Below are 17,844 nucleotides of genomic sequence, written 5' to 3'. Positions count from 1 at the left end.
GCTCTCCGCGGTTCAAACGATGGTGAACAGCGGCTGGTCGAACTCAACCGGCTGACCGTCTTCTACCAGGATGGATTCGATCACACCGCTGGTTTCAGCTTCGATGTGGTTCATCATCTTCATGGCTTCGACGATGCACAGAGTGTCGCCTTTCTTCACGGTCTGGCCGACTTCAACGAAGGCAGGCGAGGTTGGCGAAGCTTTACGGTAGAAGGTGCCGACCATTGGCGAGCGAACCACAGTACCGTTGAGTTTTGGTGCGGCAGGCGCTTCGGCAGCGGCAGGCGCGGCAGCAGCAGGTGCAGCGACCGGGGCAGCAGCGGCCATTGGCGCTGGTGCGTAGTACTGCTGGGCCGGAGCCTTGCTGTGACGGCTGATCCGTACGGACTCTTCGCCTTCCTTGATCTCCAGCTCATCGATGCCAGATTCTTCCAGCAGTTCGATCAGTTTCTTGACTTTACGGATATCCATTAATCATCAACTCCCAAGGTTCGGTCAGGGGCGTAAATATAAAAACGTGTTAGCAAACGTTTCTTGTGAGCCCCGGCCATAGGCCAGGTTCTCGTCATCAGGGCTTTGCGTTAGCAGCCAGGTGTTCCAGTGCAGACTCCAGGGCCAGCCGATAACCGCTGGCGCCCAGGCCGCAGATCACCCCTACAGCAACATCGGAAAAGTAGGAGTGATGGCGAAAAGGTTCACGCTTGTGCACGTTGGAGAGGTGCACTTCGATGAATGGGATGCTCACCGCCAGCAATGCGTCACGTAATGCGACACTTGTGTGTGTAAAAGCCGCCGGATTGATCAGGATGAAATCGACGCCCTCGCTGCGCGCGGCATGGATACGGTCGATCAATTCGTACTCGGCATTGCTTTGCAGATACTGCAGGTGATGGCCCGCGGCGCGCGCGCGCTGCTCCAGGTCCTGGTTGATCTGGGCCAGGGTGACGGCGCCGTAGACGCCCGGCTCACGGGTGCCAAGCAGGTTCAGGTTGGGGCCGTGCAGCACCAGTAGCGTTGCCATCTGTGGTTCCTTTTATCGTTAGGCACAAACGTTGCGCGGCGACTATGCCGTAAACCGGCAGGGAGTGTCCAGTTGCCCGCAATAGCCAGCACGATGACCGAGATTCACGCCAAATATGTGACTAATTTATTAAATTCGGTCATCGGTGATGGCTTTTCAGCGGCCAGAACAAGTTATAGACCCAGATCGCCACGGATGCGCGTCAGATGCGCGGCAAATTCGCCGGCGTTTGTCTCACCTACCACGCGAGCGCTGGTTTTTTCGCTGCCGTTCGCGTCAAAGAACAACAGCGCGGGAGGGCCGAACAGCTGGTAGCGATCGAGCAAGGTGCGCTGTTCGGCGTTGCTTTCAGTGATATCGAAGCGCAGCAGCGTGTAGCCTTCAAGCTGACGCTGGACGCCGGGGTCGGCCAACACTTCATGCTCGATGACTTTGCAACTGATGCACCAGTCGGCGTACCAGTCCAGTACCACCGGTTTTCCCGCCGCTTTGGCCGCGGCCAGTGCGCTGTCGAGGGCGGCCGGGGTGGTTACCGTCAGCCAGTCGCTTGGGGTGGTGGTCGCTACGGCGCTGGCGCTGGTGGCAACGGTGGCTTGAGGCAAGGGGCGCAACGGGTCGGTCTGGCCGCTCAGCGCGCCATACCAACAGGCCAGGGCATACACCAGCAACAACAGGCCCAGCACCTGCGCCAGGCGTTGTGCGGTGGTTTTTACCGTGAACTCCAGCGCGCCGAGGAACACCGCCACGCCCGCGCTCAACAGACCGACCAGCAACAGCGTGACCTGGCCGGGTAATACCCGGCTGAGCAGGCCAATGGCCAGGCCGAGCAGTAATACACCAATGGCGTTTTTCACCGTGACCAGCCACGGCCCGCTCTTCGGCAGCCAGGCTGCGCCGCCGGTGGCCACCAGCAGCAGCGGGGCGCCCATGCCCAAGCCCAGGGCGAACAGTTTCAATGCGCCGCCCAGGGCATCGCCGCTGGCGCTGATGTACAGCAGCGCACCGGCCAGTGGTGCCGATACGCAAGGCGATACCAGCAAGCTTGAGAATACCCCGAGAATCGCGGCACCCAGCAGCGAGCCGCCTTTGGTCTGGCCGACGAGGCGCTCCAGGCGGTTGCTGATGGCGTGCGGCAACTTCAACTCGAACAGGCCGAACATGGCCAGGGCGAACAGCACGAAAAATAGCGCAAATGGCACCAGCACCCAGGCTGACTGCAGGCGCGCCTGCAGGTTCATGCTCGCCCCAAACAGCCCCATCAGTGCGCCGAGCAGGGCAAAGCAGGCGGCCATCGGCAACACATAGGCCAGCGACAGGCTAAAGCCGCGCCAGCCGCCGACCTGGCCGCGCAACACCACGCCAGACAGAATCGGCAGCATGGGCAGGACACAGGGGGTGAAGGTCAGGCCGACGCCGGCGAGGAAGAACAGCAGCAGTTCTTTCCAGGTCCAGGCGGTTGCCGGCGTTCCTGCAGCGCTGCCGGCTGGTGCTGCGCCAGTGCCTTCGATGCTCAGGCGTTCGGTTTCTGGCGGGTAGCACAGGCCTTTGTCAGCGCAACCCTGATAGCCCACCAGCAGGGTAAAGGCGCGTGAATCGTTGGCGGGGCGAGGAATGTCGATGTCGAGGATGCCGTGGTACACCTCAACGTCGCCGAAGAATTCGTCGTGCTTGGCTTCGCCGGGCGGGATCTGTGCGGTGCCCAGGGCAATGTCGGCAGGTTCGGTGCGGAACTGGAAGCGGTGCCGGTACAGGTAATAGCCTTCAGTGGCGACAAAGCGCAACTTGATGCTGTGTGCATCGCTTTGTACCAGGCTCAGTTTGAAGGCTTCGTGCACCGGCAGGAAGTCGGCACTGTTGTTCAGCGAAGGGGCGCCCAGGGTTGCGCTGGGGCGGTTGTCGAACAGGCCGGCGCCGACGGCGGGCAAGGCCAGTAGCAGGAAAAGCAGGCAGAACAGGCGGCGCATGGCGGTCTCGCTGTACAGAATTGGCAGCATGATACCCCACACTGTGGGAGCGGGCTTGCCCCGCGATTGCGATACTTCTGACGCATCGCATCGCGGGGCAAGTCGGGTCGCCGCACCGCCGCTCCTACAGAGGGTTATAGCCGGAATGTACGTACGGCGGTGTTCAGCTCGGCGCCGAGCCTGAGCAGTTGCTCACCTTGTTGTCGGCCTTCACCGATGCGCTGAAGGTTGTCTTCGCCCAGGTCATGAATCCGTTCGCTGTGGTCGCGGATTTCGCTCACGGCTCCCGTTTGCTGGGCGGTGACGTCGGCAATACGTACCGCGGTTGCGGAAATGGTCTGGATCGCCGCGACAATCTCATCCAGCGCGCCGTCGGCGGCCTGGGCTTTGTTGGCAGTGGCTTCGGCATGTTCGAGTTGTGCACGCATGCCTTCCACCGAGTCGCGGGCGGCTTGTTGCAAGCGGCCTATCAAGGTCTGGATTTCGCCAGTCGCACCGGTTGTGCGCTGAGCCAGCGAGCGTACTTCTTCGGCCACCACGGCAAAGCCACGGCCCATTTCTCCGGCACGCGCCGCTTCGATGGCAGCGTTCAGGGCCAGCAGGTTGGTTTGTTCGGCAATCGAGCGAATCACCGTGAGCACGCCGCCAATGGTCGCCGACTCTTCGGCCAGTTGCTCGATCATCTGCGCATTGCCCTGAACTTCATCAACCAGCGCCCGCAGCCCGGTGAGGCTCTGGCCGATCACCGCCTGGCCTTGCTCCACCGCGCGCCCGGCATCGTGGCTGGCCTCTGCCGCCTGGCTGGCGTCACCAGCGACTTGCTGGATGGTGGCTTCCAACTCACCCAAGGCATCACGGATTTGTGCGGTGTCGCCGGCCTGACGCTCGGCGCCATCGTGCAGGGCGCTACTCATGCCGGCCAGGGCATGGCTGCTGCCAGCGACTTGCTCGGCATTGCTGCGGATCGTGCCGACCAGGTCCACCAGGTACAGGCGCAGGCGGTTGAGTGAGTCCTGGATGTCATGCATTTCGCGGTTGCTTTTGGCCAAGGCAATGGCCTGGCTGAAATCGCCTTCAGTCCAGCGCGCAAGGGCCGGTGCCAGGTTGGTCAGTACCCGAGCCAGGCGCCGCTGCAAGGTATCGATCAACAGGGCGATCAGCAGAATCAGGCCGATCATCACCCCCTGAATCAAACGTACTTCACCCTGAATCGTCGCATGCTGACTGCGCACCAGCGGCTCCAGGGCGGCGATTGCCGCGTGTACTGCGTCAATCTGCTGGTGGGTGCGGGTAGCCAGTTCGCTACGGCGCTGGATTTGTTCGCGGGTGCGTTGCAGTTCACCCGGGTAGCGTTTGAGCAGGCTATTCAGTTCCCGCTTAAGCGCGACGCCGCTGTCTTCGCTGTCGCTGTTGCTTTGGCTTTCCAGGCCCATCAGGGCGGCGAAGTCGTCCGCATTGGATTCGCGTGCAGCAATCACGCCCAGCAACGGCAACTCATCGAGCGCCTGGGCCTGGACGGTGATCTGTGCAAGCTCACGTTCCACCTCGTCGGCCAGTTCGCTGCGGCCGCTACTGACCAGCTTGTCACGGGCAAGCGACAGGCGCGACAGGTGCAGTGCGGCGCGAAACAGCGGCGCAGCATAGCGGCCGGCCTCGCTGTTGCTGCTGTTCTGAGCGTAGCCAGCCAGTTGATCGAGGCTCGCCCCCAGCTCGCGCTCTGCTTGCAGCAGCAAGGCTTGCGGATCGCCGGCCAGTTTGCCGGCTGCCAGCAGTTCGTTGCTGGTGAAACCCTGCAGCTTGTCCAGGCTTGGCGTTAGCGACGCGGCCAGCGCGGGAGGCAGTTGCGCCAGTTCCTCTTGCAGGGCCGCAGTGGCCTGTAGCGCGGTGGCATGGCGCAGGGCGTCACCGCTGTTGAGGTAGTCGAGGATGTTACGCGCCGTCTGGTTTTGAAACTGCTGCGACAGCGACAGGTAGCGTTCCATGATCTGGTAGGGGCGCTCCAGCGCACGCTGTGACCACCACAAAGTGGCGCCCAGGGCGATGCAGACGGTTACCAGTAACAGGGTATTGAAATTGGTGAGCAGCTTCAGGCGCATGTGCAGGGTCTACCAACGGCCGAATGGTAAGCGCCTGAAGTTATTGCGTTTTTGTGACCGGGTTATGACGAAGTCGAGGTCAAAGGTAAAAAAGTGGCACTTTGCCTTAATTAGTCGACGCGCTGCACGCGGTTGCGCCCAGCGCCTTTTGCCCGGTACAGGGCCTCGTCGGCGGCAGTCGCCATGCTCAGGGCGTCGAGCTCATCGTTGAGTTGCACCACCCCGGCGCTGAAGGTGCAGAACAGATCCTTCGGTTGCGCGGGGTAGTGGATCTCGGCGAAGCGTGTACGGATTTCATCCAGCACTTTATGCGCCGCAGACAAATCGGTGTTGGGCATGACGATGGCGAACTCTTCACCGCCATAGCGGCCAATGAAGTCGGTTTTGCGCAGCCGTTGCTTAAGAAACAGCGCCAGGCTTTTGATCACACGGTCGCCCATGGGATGGCCATGGCTGTCGTTGACCTTCTTGAAATGGTCGATGTCGAGCATGGCAAAGCTCAATGGCTTTTCTTCGCGGCGGGCGCGGAAGCTGCAATCTTCCAGCAGTTGCAGGATGTGCGTGTGGTTGTACAGGCCGGTCAGGCTATCGCGCACCATCCGCGCCTTGAGGTTGCGCGCGCGAGCGGCGCGGTTGCGTACGGTGGTAATTAGATGCCGGGAACGGATCGGCTTGGTCAGAAAATCATCGCCGCCCTCGCTCATGGCGTCGAGCTGCTTGTCCAGGTCGTCTTCGGCGGACAAATAGATGATGGGCACGCTGACATAACGGTCGTTGTGGCGAATCACCTTGGCCAGCTCGGTGCCGGTGCAGTCCGGCATGTACATGTCGAGAATGATCAGGTCGGGCTGGAAGTCGGCCAGCTCGGCCATGGTACGGATTGGGTCGATCAGGGTGCGGGTGACGATACCGGCACTGTTGAGCAGGCGCTCGGTATGCATGGCCTGGGCTCTGGAGTCGTCGATGATCAGCACTTTGAACGGCTCGTACTGGGTGACGCTAGTGAGCATTTCGACCTTTTCCAGCAGGCTCGAAGCCTCCAGGGTGCCAGTGAGAAACTCGTGACCACCGGCGCGTACTGCGGCCAGGCGCGTTGGTGTGTCGGTGTCATGCAGGCTGAAGAACAGCAACGGTACGCGCTGCTCCAGACCTTGCTGGGCCTGGGCAGCCAACTGCAGGCCAAGGCCAGCACCGGTGAAGTCGACATCCATGACGATGACCGATGGCAAACGTTCACTCATCGAGGCGCGAAACGCATCGGCGCTGTACAAGGCTTGTACACCGAGGCCAAAAAACTCCAACTGCTGAGCCAGGCGCTCGGCCCGGTCGTGGTCCTGCAGCATGATGTAAACCGGCTTGCGCAGGGGCGGCAAGGGCACCTGCTCCAGGCGGTCACCCTGGCGCAGACCCGTGCGTGACAAACGCTGCATCAGGCGATTGAGTTCGCTGATCAGGCTGCTGCTCAGGCAGGCGCTGTTGGCTTCAACCGCGCTGAGGGTGTGGCCGATGGCTTCAGCCAGCTGGCTGTGTTCCGGCTGCTCGAAACGCTCTGCATAGCGCTGCAGGCGCAAGGTTGCCTCGCGCAGCTCGCCCAAGTCGCCGGTCGACCACTCGCTGCGCTGCAGGCGCTGCCAGATCTCGAGTATCTGCCGAGCCTGGTTGATAACCCGCTGGGCAAAGTGTTGCTTGAGACGCTCACGGTTCGGGTCTTCTGGCTCGGTCATGTCCTGACTACTTGTAAGGGGTGAGGCAATTCGAGTGATGGCTCTATGCTAGCACCACTTTCTGGACAATCGAGTGTCTTGTATCAATTATCTGTACAGGTTTGCTGATTCATTTGTTGACTCGATAGTCGCTTATGCGAACCGACTCGCTTGATTTATAGTGCAGCGATACTTGCCGACCCCGGCAGGCGGCGCGTGCTGGCAATAGTGCACCGCGCTGGCACGAAGCCCGGGGGTTGCGGTCGAACCCCTTGAACCGACGTGACAGAAAGGACAACGCCATGCTGGATTGGAAAAACCGTACAGGCAAAGCCGAGGCGCGCGAGCGAGTCGAGCCCCGCAGTGCCGCCACTCGCAGTTACTTCGGCGGATTGTTTTTCAGCCGTGCCCTGGGCACGCTGATCGGCCTGTACCTGTTGGTGTGCATCGGCCTGGGCTGGTACTGGAGCGCAGAACCCGACCTGTTCCCGGTGCAACAGAATGCCCAGGCGGCCGCTGAAAAGGCCGGTCAGCAGATGGTGGTGGGCTACACCACCGTAGAAACCCTCAAGACCGTAGCCGGCACCTTGCTCAACAAGCCAGGCGGATACATCTCCAACGACCGCTTCCCGCCTGGGCTGTGGATGGACAACATGCCCAGCTGGGAATATGGCGTGCTGGTGCAGGTGCGTGACCTGAGCCGCGCGTTGCGCAAAGACTTCGCCCGTTCGCAGTCGCAGTCGGCAGAAGACGCTGACCTGGCCAAGGCCGAGCCGCGTTTCAACTTCGACAACAAGAGCTGGATCCTGCCGTCGAGCGAGTCGGAGTTCCAGGAAGGCATCAACTCCCTGACCCGCTATCAGAAGCGTCTGGCCTCGCCAGACCAACAAGGCGCGCTGTTCTACACCCGTGCCGACAACCTCAACAACTGGCTGGGCGACGTGGCCACCCGTCTGGGCTCGCTGTCGCAGCGCCTGTCGGCGAGCGTTGGTCGGGTCAAGCTCAACAGCACGTTGAAAACCGAGTCGGTGGTAGCAGGTCAAGCGCCGCAGCTGGATGAAGAAGTGGTCGAAACCCCTTGGCTGCAGATCGACAACGTCTTCTATGAAGCCCGTGGCCAGGCCTGGGCGCTGTCGCACCTGCTGCGGGCCATCGAAGTGGACTTCGCAGATGTACTGGCGAAAAAGAACGCCACGGTCAGCGTGCGTCAGATCATTCGTGAGCTGGAAGCCTCTCAGGAACCGCTGTGGAGCCCGATGGTGCTCAACGGCAGTGGTTTTGGCATGTGGGCCAACCACTCGCTGGTCATGGCCAACTACATCTCCCGTGCTAACGCCGCGGTGATCGACCTGCGCCAACTGCTGTCGCAAGGCTGATCGGTGGTTATCTCCAGACAAGAGGCGGCGCATCGCGCTGCCTCCGACGCCGAACTGATCGCCTGGGTCGACGAGCACGATCAACTGCTGGGTGCGCTGCCGCGTAAAGAGCTGCGTGAGAAGGGCCTGATCGGGCGCGGTACCTACATCCTGCTGTTCAACTCCGCCGGTGAGCTGTGCGTGCACCGGCGTACCGAGAGCAAGGCTATTTATCCGGGTTACTGGGACGTTGCCGCGGGCGGCATGGTCCAGGCCGATGAAAGCTTCGCCGAGTCGGCGGCCCGTGAGCTGGAAGAAGAGCTTGGCGTCAGCGGGGTCGAATTGGTGGCCCATGAGCGCTTTTTCTTCGATCAGCCTGGCAACCGGCTGTGGTGCGCGGTGTTTTCGGCGATCTGGGACGGGCCTTTGCGCCTGCAGCCTGAAGAGGTCAGCGAAGCCCGCTTTCTGCCGCTGCAACAGGCTCTGGCCGACAGCCGGCAACAGCCATATTGCCCCGATTCGCTGGCCGCATTGCAGCGCTATATCGACCGTCGGGCCTGACGTCGCGAATAACGTGCAAAATGGCGCAGTTTTGTACTTAGCATCGGCGGCATTTATCGTTACACTGCGCGGCCTTTCAAGGCTGCCGTACCCTGGGTCCGGCAGTTGCGCTGCCCCTGCCAGAGTGGGGCTTCGCGGTCGGTACCCTGCCCGGGGCGTCGACCAGTTTTTGTCCTCACCGTACGAGGATCAAAAGTGGCCAAAAAAGCCGCATCATTCGCCGCCCTCGGTGGCCTGGTGTTCTCCACTGATGCAGGTCGGCATTGTCCGGACTGCAGCAAACCCATAGATGCCTGCATCTGCAAACAGACGCTCATCCCTGAAGGCGATGGCATTGCTCGCGTGCGCCGCGAAAGCAAAGGCCGTGGCGGCAAGACGGTGACGACCATCAGCGGTGTACCGCTGCCTCTGGAACAGCTCAAGGATCTGGCCAGCACGCTCAAGCGTCGCTGCGGAACCGGCGGCGCGTTGAAAGACGGGGTCATCGAAATCCAGGGCGATCACGTCGAGCTGTTATTGGCAGAGCTGATCAAACAGGGCTTCAAAGCGAAAAAGTCCGGCGGCTAATCGCCGCATCGCGATTTTTTGCAATTCGCTTTCTAAACTCGTTCCCGTAGGAAGGGTCTATCCCTGAACACGGAAAATCGTCATTTTCTGGTTTTACACTGCGCCCGCCGACCGTGGGCCGGTGTTATTCGACTTTCTATATAGGGGACTTCAATGTCCGTACGACGCACACGCAAAGATGATGGCAGCCAATGGACAGTTGCGGACAGCCGCAGTGTTTATGGGATTCGCCATTGGGGGGCCGGTTACTTCGCAATCAACGAGGCCGGCCGCGTCGAAGTTCGCCCTAACGGGCCAGGCAGTGCGCCGATCGATCTGTACGAGCAGGTCGACGAACTGCGCAAGAGCGGCCTGTCGCTGCCGCTGCTGGTGCGCTTCCCCGACATCCTGCAAGACCGCGTGCGCCAACTGACCGGTGCATTCGATGCCAATATTGCGCGTCTGGAATATCAGAGCCAGTACACCGCGTTGTACCCGATCAAGGTCAACCAGCAGGAAGCGGTGGTGGAAAACATCATCGCCACGCAAAACGTTTCCATTGGCCTTGAAGCCGGTTCCAAGCCTGAACTGCTGGCGGTACTGGCGCTGGCGCCAAAGGGCGGCACCATCGTCTGCAACGGTTACAAAGACCGTGAGTTCATTCGCCTGGCGCTGATGGGCCAGAAGCTCGGTCACAACGTCTTTATCGTTATCGAGAAAGAGTCGGAAGTAGGGCTGGTGATCGAAGAAGCCGCCGAGCTCAAGGTCAAGCCGCAGGTCGGCCTGCGCGTGCGCCTGTCGTCGCTGGCTTCGAGCAAGTGGGCTGATACCGGGGGTGAAAAGTCCAAGTTCGGCCTGTCGGCTGCGCAACTGATCTCGGTGGTTCAGCGCTTCCGTGATGCTGGCCTGGATCAAGGCATCCGCCTGCTGCACTTCCACATGGGCTCGCAGATCGCCAACCTGGCCGACTACCAGCACGGTTTCAAGGAAGCCATCCGTTACTACGGCGAACTGCGCGCGCTGGGCCTGCCGGTGGACCACATCGACGTCGGCGGTGGCCTGGGCGTTGACTACGACGGCACCCACTCGCGCAACGCCAGCTCGATCAACTACGACATGGATGACTACGCTGGTGTCGTGGTTGGCATGCTCAAAGAGTTCTGCGATGCCCAGGGCCTGCCGCATCCGCACATCTTCTCCGAGAGCGGCCGCTCGCTGACCGCGCACCACGCCATGCTGGTGATTCAGGTGACCGACGTCGAGAAACACAACGACGACGTGCCGACCATCGAAAACAAAGAAGCCCTGCCGGAAACCGTGCAGTGGCTGGCCGACCTGCTGGGCCCGACCGACCTGGAAATGGTCACCGAGACCTACTGGCGTGCTACCCACTACATGAGCGACGTAGCCGCCCAGTATGCCGACGGCAAAATCACCCTGGCTGAAAAAGCCCTGGCCGAGCAGTGCTACTTCGCCGTTTGCCGCCGCCTGCACAACTCGCTCAAGGCCCATCAGCGTTCGCACCGTCAGGTGCTGGACGAACTGAACGACAAGCTCGCCGACAAGTACATCTGCAACTTCTCGGTGTTCCAGAGCTTGCCGGACACCTGGGCCATCGGCCAGGTCCTGCCGATCATCCCGCTGCACCGCCTGAACGAAGAACCGCTGCGCCGCGCCGTGCTGCAAGATTTGACCTGCGACTCCGACGGCAAGATCAACCAGTACGTCGATGAGCAAAGCATCGAAACCAGCATGCCGGTCCACAGCGTCAACGAAGGTGAGGACTACCTGCTGGGCGTATTCCTGGTGGGTGCTTACCAGGAAATTCTTGGCGACATGCACAACCTGTTTGGTGACACCGACTCGGTGAACATCTACCAGAACCCGAACGGCAGCGTGTACCACGCCGGTATCGAGACCCACGACACCATCGAAGACATGCTGCGCTACGTGCACCTGTCGCCGGAGGAGTTGATGACTCACTACCGTGACAAATGCGCCAGCGCCAAGATCACCGCGCGTGAAAAGACCCAGTTCCTCGACGCCTTGCGTCTGGGGCTGACGCGTTCGTCGTACCTGTCGAGCTGATGCAATCGCGGGGCAAGCCCGCTCCCACCGAGTCACTAACTCCAGGTGGGAGCGGGCTTGCCCCGCGATGCTTTATTGACCCACAAACCACCCATCACGCCGCTGCAACCGCCAGCCCATCACCGCGAGTGTCACCCCGCGCAAGGCCATGAACAGCAAAAAGCCCAACCACAAACCGTGGTTGCCCAGGCTTTTGGCGGCATAGGCCACCGGCAAGGCCAGGGCCACGCTGATCAACATGCCGTTGCGCATCTCCCGCGCCCGGGTCGCACCAATGAACAAGCCATCGAGCAGGTAACTCCACACCGCCACCAGCGGCAACAAGGCCAGATAAGGCAGGTACTGGTAGGCCGTGATGCGCACGCTTTCGATGTCGGTCTGCAGGTTGATGAACAGATGGCCGCCGAACAGAAACAGTGCGGCGAAGCCACTGCTGGCCAGCAACGACCAGCCGCACGCCACGGTCAGCGAACGACGCAAGGCCGACCGGTCGCCGGCACCGATGGCGTGGCCGCACAAGGCCTCGACCGCATGGGCCAGACCATCCAGCGCATAAGCCGTGAGCAGCAGGCCATTGAGCAGCAGGGCATTGGCGGCAACGGTAGATTCACCGAGGCGCGCGCCTTGTGCGGTGATCAGGAAGAACACCGCCTGCAAGGCCAGGCTGCGGATGAAGATGTCGCGGTTGACGGCCAGCAGTGGCCGCCAGTTTTGCCAGCGGGCGAGCAAAGCCCAGGCGACCCTGCCGGGATAGGCGCGCAAGGCCGGTCGGGTCAGGGCCAGGCCGAGCAGGACGGCACTCCACTCGGCAATCACCGAGGCCCGTGCCGAGCCCAGCACACCCCAGTCCAGACCGAGCACGAACCACAGGTTCAGGGTGATGTTGAGCAGGTTGGTGGTCAACATGATCGCCAGCGGTGCCCGCGCGTTCTGGGTACCCAGGAACCAGCCAACCAAGGCAAAACTCGCCAGGGCCGCAGGCAGGCCGAGCAATCGGGTCTGGAAGAAATCCAGGGTCGATTGCTCCAATGCCGCCGACGGCTGCATCAACTGCAGGGCCAGGTGGCTGAAGGGCAGGGCGAGCACGCCCAGTAGCAGGGCAAACAACATTGCCAGCAGCAACCCTTGCACCAGCACCTGGCGCAACGCCGCACCATCGGCGCGCCCGGCGGCCTGGGCGGCAAAGCCGGTGGAGCCCATGCGCAGAAAGCCCATCACCCAGGCCAGAAAGGTGTACAGGCTGGCGCCGACGGCAACGGCACCGAGCTGATGGGCATGGGGAAGGTGGCCAATCACGGCGCTGTCGACCAGCGCTACCAGGGGGACGGAAATATTCGACAGTATCATCGGCGCGGCCAGCGCCCAGACCTTGTGGTGGGTCGGGCGGTCGCGCCAGTCGCTCAGCAATCGGGACATGTTGGCTCCAGGCAAGCGGCATATTGTAGCTGCACGGCCCGGGAACGGCGTTGTTGATATATAGTTCTTCCCTCAGAACCTGCTGCTAAAGAGTTTTCTCCATGCTCAACAAAGGATTGTTGCTGGCCTGTGCGCTGGCCTTGCTCAGTGCCTGTGACTCGTCTGCTCCAGACAAGCCGGCCCCGGCACCTGCGCCTGTATCAACACCGGCCCAGACCGAGGATGCGGCCAAACCTGCCCGTGAAGACGCCGCAACCCTGGCCAAGCGTTATGCCGGTCGCGAGCTGAGCGTGGTGGATGTCTCGGAAGTGCAGGTCGATGGCGCCAGTGCCCTGTCCCTGAGCTTCTCGGTGCCGCTGGATGCGCAGCAGAACTTCGCTGAGCGGGTGCACCTGGTCGATACCGTCAAAGGCAAGGTCGATGGTGCCTGGGAACTGTCCGACAACGGCATGGAACTGCGCCTGCGCCATCTGGAGCCGCAACGCAAGTTGGTGCTGACCATCGATGCCGGCCTTGAGGCAGTCAATGGCAAACGCCTGGCCGCCGAGTCGATCAGCCGCCTGGAAACCCGCGACATGCAGGCCACCATCGGCTTTGCCAGCCGTGGCTCGTTGCTGCCGACGCGCCTGGCCGAAGGGCTGCCGGTGATCGCCCTGAACGTCAACAAGGTCGATGTCGAGTTCTTCCGCATCAAGCCGGAAAAGCTCTCGCCGTTCCTCAGCGCCTGGGGCCGCAACAGCAGCCTGTATTACTACCAGTCGAAAGAAACCCTGGATATGGCCGACCTGGTCTACAGCGGCCGTTTCGACCTCAACCCGGCGCGCAACACGCGTGAAACGGTATTGCTGCCGATTGCCGGAATCAAACAATTGCAGGAGCCGGGCGTGTACCTGGCGGTGATGCGCGCTTCGGGTACCTACGACTACTCGCAGCCGGCCACCCTGTTCACCCTCAGCGATATCGGCGTATCGGCGCACCGTTACCAGAACCGCATGGACGTTTTCACCCAGGGGCTGGAAGGTGGCAAGGCGCTGAACGACGTCAACCTGGAACTGCTCGATGGCGAAGGCCGGGTGCTGGCCCAGGGCAAGACCGACAGCGACGGCCACGCCCAACTGCCGATGCCGCCGAAAGCCGAAACCTTGCTGGCACACCAGGGCGTGCACACCACCATGCTGCGCCTGAACAGTGCCGCGCTGGACCTGGCCGAATTCGACATCACCGGCCCGCAGGCCAACCCCCTGCAGTTTTTCGTGTTCGGCCCGCGTGACCTCTACCGGCCCGGCGAAACCGTGCTGCTCAACGGCCTGCTGCGCGACCAGGATGGCCGCCCGCTCAAGCCGCAGCCGGTCACGGTGGAAGTGCGTCGGCCGGATGAGCAAGTGAGCCGCAAGTTCGTCTGGGAGCCGAGCAGTAATGGCCTGTACCAGTATCAACTGCAGCTGGCCACTGAAGCCCCGACCGGTCGCTGGCAGTTGCTGTTCGACCTTGGCGGCGGCAAGAAGCAGGTCTATGAATTTCTGGTCGAAGACTTCCTGCCAGAGCGTCTGGCCCTGGAGCTCAAGGGCAGCGAAACGCCGTTGAGTCCGGAAGAGACCGCCGAGATTGCCGTCAATGGCCGTTACCTGTACGGCGCTCCGGCCGCGGGTAACCGCTTGAGCGGTCAGGCGTATCTGCGGCCGTTGCGTGAAGCGGTGCCGGCGTTGCCAGGCTATCAGTTCGGCTCGATCACCGAGACCGAGCTGAGTCAGGACCTGGAGCTCGATGAAGTCGCCCTCGACGCCAACGGCAAGACCACGCTAAGCATCGAGAGCAAATGGTCTGAGGCCCGCTCGCCGCTGCAATTGACTGTACAGGCCAGCCTGCAGGAATCCGGCGGCCGCCCGATTACCCGGCGCCTGGAGCAGCCGATCTGGCCGTCCACGCGGCTGCCAGGTTTGCGCGGCCTGTTCGACGGTGAAGAAACCGACAGCGACGGCCCGGTGGAATTCGAGGTACTGGTTGCCGACCGCGACGGCAACAAACTGGGCGCCAACAACCTCAAGGTGCGCCTGATCCGGGAGCGTCGTGACTACTACTGGAACTACTCGCAGAGTGACGGCTGGAGCTACAACTACAACGAGAAATTCCTTACCCAGAGTGAAGAGACGGTCAACGTCAAGGCCGGCTCCACCGCCAAGCTGACCTTCCTGGTTGAATGGGGCCCGTACCGCGTAGAGGTTGAAGACCCGCAGACCGGGCTGGTGTCCAGCGAGCGTTTCTGGGCCGGTTACCGGGCCCAGGACAACGCCGACGGCGGCGCGGTGCGTCCGGACCAGGTCAAGCTGGCGCTGGACAAACCCTCCTATGGCGATGGCGCCACCGCCAACGTAACCGTCACTGCGCCTGCGGCCGGTACCGGTTACCTGATGGTCGAGTCCAGTGACGGTCCGCTGTGGTGGCAAGAGATCGACGTGCCGGCTGAAGGCAAGACCTTCGCAGTCAATATCGACCGTAAGTGGGCACGTCATGACCTGTACGTCAGTGCCCTGGTGATCCGCCCGGGCGAGCGCAAGGTCAATGCCACGCCCAAGCGTGCCGTTGGGGTCTTGCACCTGCCGCTCGATCGCGCCGAGCGCAAGCTGGCAGTAACGCTCACGGCACCGGAAAAAATGCGGCCCAAGCAGCCGCTGACGGTCAAGGTTCAGGCGCGCAATGCCGACGGCAGCGTGCCCAAGCAAGTGCATGTGCTGCTGGCTGCGGTAGACGTCGGCATCCTCAACATTACCGACTACAAAACCCCAGACCCCTTCACGGGCATGTTCGGACGCAAGGCCTACGGTGCCGACCAACTGGACATTTACGGCCAGTTGATCGAAGCCGGGCAGGGCCGCTTGGCCAGCCTGGCTTTTGGTGGTGACGCGGCGATGGCCAAAGGTGGCAAGCGTCCGAGCACCAGCATCACCATCGTCGCTCAGCAAAGCATGCCGGTGACCTTGAACGAAAACGGCGAGGGCGAGGCCAGCGTCGATATCCCCGACTTCAACGGTGAACTGCGCCTGATGGCCCAGGCCTGGACCGACGAGCACTTCGGTGTGGCAGAAGGCAAGACCGTGGTTGCCGCACCTTTGATCGCCGAGCTGTCGGCTCCGCGTTTCCTTGCTGGCGGCGACAGCACCACATTGGCCCTGGATGTATCGAACCTGTCGGGCCAAGCGCAAAAACTCAACGTCCGCATGAGCACCGAAGGCCAGCTGAGCCTGATGGGGGCCGCAGAGCAAAGCCTGGCGCTGAACCAAGGCCAACGAGTCACCTTGCTGATGCCGGTGCAGGCCAGCGGTGGTCTGGGCCAAGGCAAGGTCAAGGTAGAGGTGCAGGGCCTGCAGCTGCCGGGTGAAACGGCCACGGCGTTCAGCCGTGAGTGGACCTTGGGCGTTCGTCCGGCCTATCCGGCCATGCTCAAGCACTACCGGGTAGCGCTCAACGATCAGCCGTGGAGCCTGCCAGAAGCGGATCTGGCCGAGTTCGAGCCGGATGGCCTGGAGGGCATGCTGGCCGTGTCCAGCCGTCCGCCGTTGAACCTGGCCGAGCAGATCCGGGCGCTGGAAGCCTACCCCTATGGCTGCCTGGAGCAGACCACCAGTGGCTTGTACCCTTCGCTGTATGCTGACGCGGCGACCCTCAAGCGCCTGGGTATCAGCGGCGAGCCAGCCGAGGTGCGCAAGCGCAAGATCGAAATGGGCATCGAGCATCTGCTGGGTATGCAGCGCTACAACGGCAGCTTCGGCCTGTGGAGTTCCGACAGCGAGGAAGAGTACTGGTTGACCGCCTACGTCACCGACTTCCTCCTGCGTGCCCGCGAGCAAGGCTACGCCGTGCCTGCCGAAGCGCTGAAGAAAGCCAGTGAGCGCCTGCTGCGTTACCTGCAGGAGCGCAACCTGATCGAGGCCGGCTACAGCAGCAACGGCGACCACAGCCGTTTTGCCGTGCAAGCCTATGCAGGCCTGGTACTCGCGCGTACTCAGCAGGCGCCGCTGGGTGCCCTGCGCAGTTTGTTCGAACGGCGTAGCGATGCGCGTTCCGGGCTGCCGTTGGTGCAGTTGGCTATCGCGCTGGAGAAGATGGGTGACAAGCCGCGCTCGGCAACGGCGTTGCAGGCAGGGCTGGCGGTGGAGCGTGATGGGCGGAACTGGTTGGGCGACTACGGCAGCCCGGTGCGTGACCAGGCCTTGATCCTGGCCTTGCTCGAAGAAAACAACCTGGCCAGCAACGTTGTTGATCAACGCCTGTTCCAGTTGTCCGATCAGATTGCTGCAAGTCAGTGGTTGTCGACCCAGGAGCGTAACGCCTTGTTCCTCGCCGGTCGTGGCTTGCTGAACAAGCCTGAAGGCCAGTGGTCGGCGCGTCTGGACAGCGCCGGTGAACTGCGCGACCTGAACAACAGCGAGTCTGGTTTGAAACTGGAAGGGCCGCTGCTGGCTTCGCCGCTGACCGTACAGAACCAGGGCAGCGAGACGCTGTACCAGCAATTGACCCTGTCCGGTTATCCACGTAACGCCCCGGCACCGAGCCAGAAAGGCCTGAACATTCGTCGTGAGTACCTGGGCATGAATGGTGAGCCGCTGAACATCCACGCGCTCAACAGTGGTGACCTGGTGCTGGTGCACCTGGTGTTGAACACCAACACCTATGTGCCGGATGCCTTGGTGGTCGATCTGCTGCCTGCCGGGCTTGAGCTGGAAAACCAGAACCTGGCGCAGAGCGCAGCGAGTCTGGACAACGCCAGCAGCGCGGTCAAAGAGTGGCGCGAGGCGATGCAGAACGCCAACATTGTGCATCAGGAATTCCGTGATGATCGCTATGTCGCGGCGCTGCCGGTGAACAACTATGGCTTGACGCACCTGCTGTACCTGGCGCGTGCGGTTACTCCGGGTACCTACCGAGTGCCGCCGCCACAGTTCGAATCGATGTACCGGCCGAACCTGCAGGCCGTCGGGGAGTCAGGCGGCGAAATGGTCATCAAAGGCCGCTAACCTGCTGATGTAGGAGCGGGCTTGCCCCGCGATCGCGATGTGTCAGGTACACCGCGATCGCGGGGCAAGCCCGCTCCCACCC

The 17,844-nt window shown here is 62.1% G+C and carries 11 protein-coding genes; 5 read left to right on the top strand and 6 right to left on the bottom strand.

Annotated features, from left to right (window positions below):
* Positions 1 to 12: 12 nt before the first annotated feature.
* From accB to ACP6KB_RS24740, 5 genes are all read right to left on the bottom strand, one after another.
* Positions 13 to 471, bottom strand: coding sequence for an acetyl-CoA carboxylase biotin carboxyl carrier protein (accB, locus tag ACP6KB_RS24760; protein ID WP_442110058.1), 459 nt, complete (start codon positions 469 to 471; stop codon positions 13 to 15).
* Between the two features lie 97 nt (positions 472 to 568).
* A complete protein-coding gene (gene aroQ, locus ACP6KB_RS24755; RefSeq protein WP_028945755.1) occupies positions 569 to 1,021 on the bottom strand; it encodes a type II 3-dehydroquinate dehydratase in 453 nt (150 codons plus the stop codon).
* Positions 1,022 to 1,194: 173 nt separating this feature from the next.
* Entirely contained in the window at positions 1,195 to 2,985 is a 1,791-nt protein-coding gene (locus ACP6KB_RS24750) for a protein-disulfide reductase DsbD (RefSeq protein WP_442114371.1), read from the bottom strand.
* 134 nt (positions 2,986 to 3,119) lie between these two features.
* Positions 3,120 to 3,899: a methyl-accepting chemotaxis protein gene (locus ACP6KB_RS24745; protein WP_442114370.1), complete on the bottom strand. Its 780-nt coding sequence runs from the start codon at positions 3,897 to 3,899 to the stop codon at positions 3,120 to 3,122.
* Between the two features lie 1,292 nt (positions 3,900 to 5,191).
* On the bottom strand, positions 5,192 to 6,805 hold the full coding sequence (locus tag ACP6KB_RS24740) for a diguanylate cyclase (RefSeq protein WP_442110055.1): 1,614 nt from the start codon (positions 6,803 to 6,805) through the stop codon (positions 5,192 to 5,194).
* 281 nt (positions 6,806 to 7,086) lie between these two features.
* Here ACP6KB_RS24740 and ACP6KB_RS24735 point away from each other — a divergent pair, with 281 nt between their 5' ends.
* The 4 genes from ACP6KB_RS24735 to speA all read left to right on the top strand — a co-directional run bounded on the left by ACP6KB_RS24735 (position 7,087) and on the right by speA (position 11,334).
* The gene (locus tag ACP6KB_RS24735; RefSeq protein ID WP_442110054.1) at positions 7,087 to 8,160 is read left to right on the top strand and encodes a DUF2333 family protein; all 1,074 of its coding nucleotides are present in this window, start codon (positions 7,087 to 7,089) and stop codon (positions 8,158 to 8,160) included.
* 3 nt (positions 8,161 to 8,163) lie between these two features.
* Positions 8,164 to 8,700, top strand: a complete 537-nt coding sequence (locus ACP6KB_RS24730) for an NUDIX hydrolase (protein ID WP_442110053.1) — start codon at positions 8,164 to 8,166, stop codon at positions 8,698 to 8,700.
* A gap of 195 nt (positions 8,701 to 8,895) precedes the next feature.
* On the top strand, positions 8,896 to 9,267 hold the full coding sequence (locus ACP6KB_RS24725) for a translation initiation factor Sui1 (protein WP_010221702.1): 372 nt from the start codon (positions 8,896 to 8,898) through the stop codon (positions 9,265 to 9,267).
* A gap of 153 nt (positions 9,268 to 9,420) precedes the next feature.
* A complete protein-coding gene (speA, locus tag ACP6KB_RS24720) occupies positions 9,421 to 11,334 on the top strand; it encodes an arginine decarboxylase (protein WP_442110051.1) in 1,914 nt (637 codons plus the stop codon).
* A 72-nt stretch (positions 11,335 to 11,406) separates the two neighbouring features.
* On the opposite strand, the gene ACP6KB_RS24715 is transcribed toward speA, so the two are convergent.
* Complete coding sequence (locus tag ACP6KB_RS24715; protein ID WP_442110049.1) at positions 11,407 to 12,750, bottom strand: MATE family efflux transporter; 1,344 nt, start codon at positions 12,748 to 12,750, stop codon at positions 11,407 to 11,409.
* Positions 12,751 to 12,851: 101 nt separating this feature from the next.
* Between ACP6KB_RS24715 and ACP6KB_RS24710 the strand changes: the two genes are divergently transcribed.
* The gene (locus tag ACP6KB_RS24710) at positions 12,852 to 17,762 is read left to right on the top strand and encodes an alpha-2-macroglobulin family protein (protein WP_442110047.1); all 4,911 of its coding nucleotides are present in this window, start codon (positions 12,852 to 12,854) and stop codon (positions 17,760 to 17,762) included.
* Positions 17,763 to 17,844: the final 82 nt, after the last annotated feature.

Source organism: Pseudomonas sp. NUPR-001 (assembly GCF_052147955.1).
Taxonomy (GTDB): domain Bacteria; phylum Pseudomonadota; class Gammaproteobacteria; order Pseudomonadales; family Pseudomonadaceae; genus Aquipseudomonas.
The sequence above is the reverse complement of the archived record's forward strand: the minus strand, read 5'-3'. Positions and strand labels throughout refer to the sequence as shown.

Coding starts and splice junctions, on each gene's coding strand:
- ACP6KB_RS24735 (WP_442110054.1), top strand. CDS start 7,087: ATGCTGGATTGGAAAAACCGTACAGGCAAAGCCGAGGCGCGCGAGCGA.
- ACP6KB_RS24740 (WP_442110055.1), bottom strand. CDS start 6,805: ATGACCGAGCCAGAAGACCCGAACCGTGAGCGTCTCAAGCAACACTTT.
- ACP6KB_RS24715 (WP_442110049.1), bottom strand. CDS start 12,750: ATGTCCCGATTGCTGAGCGACTGGCGCGACCGCCCGACCCACCACAAG.
- ACP6KB_RS24710 (WP_442110047.1), top strand. CDS start 12,852: ATGCTCAACAAAGGATTGTTGCTGGCCTGTGCGCTGGCCTTGCTCAGT.
- ACP6KB_RS24750 (WP_442114371.1), bottom strand. CDS start 2,985: ATGCGCCGCCTGTTCTGCCTGCTTTTCCTGCTACTGGCCTTGCCCGCC.
- accB (WP_442110058.1), bottom strand. CDS start 471: ATGGATATCCGTAAAGTCAAGAAACTGATCGAACTGCTGGAAGAATCT.
- speA (WP_442110051.1), top strand. CDS start 9,421: ATGTCCGTACGACGCACACGCAAAGATGATGGCAGCCAATGGACAGTT.
- aroQ (WP_028945755.1), bottom strand. CDS start 1,021: ATGGCAACGCTACTGGTGCTGCACGGCCCCAACCTGAACCTGCTTGGC.
- ACP6KB_RS24745 (WP_442114370.1), bottom strand. CDS start 3,899: ATGAGTAGCGCCCTGCACGATGGCGCCGAGCGTCAGGCCGGCGACACC.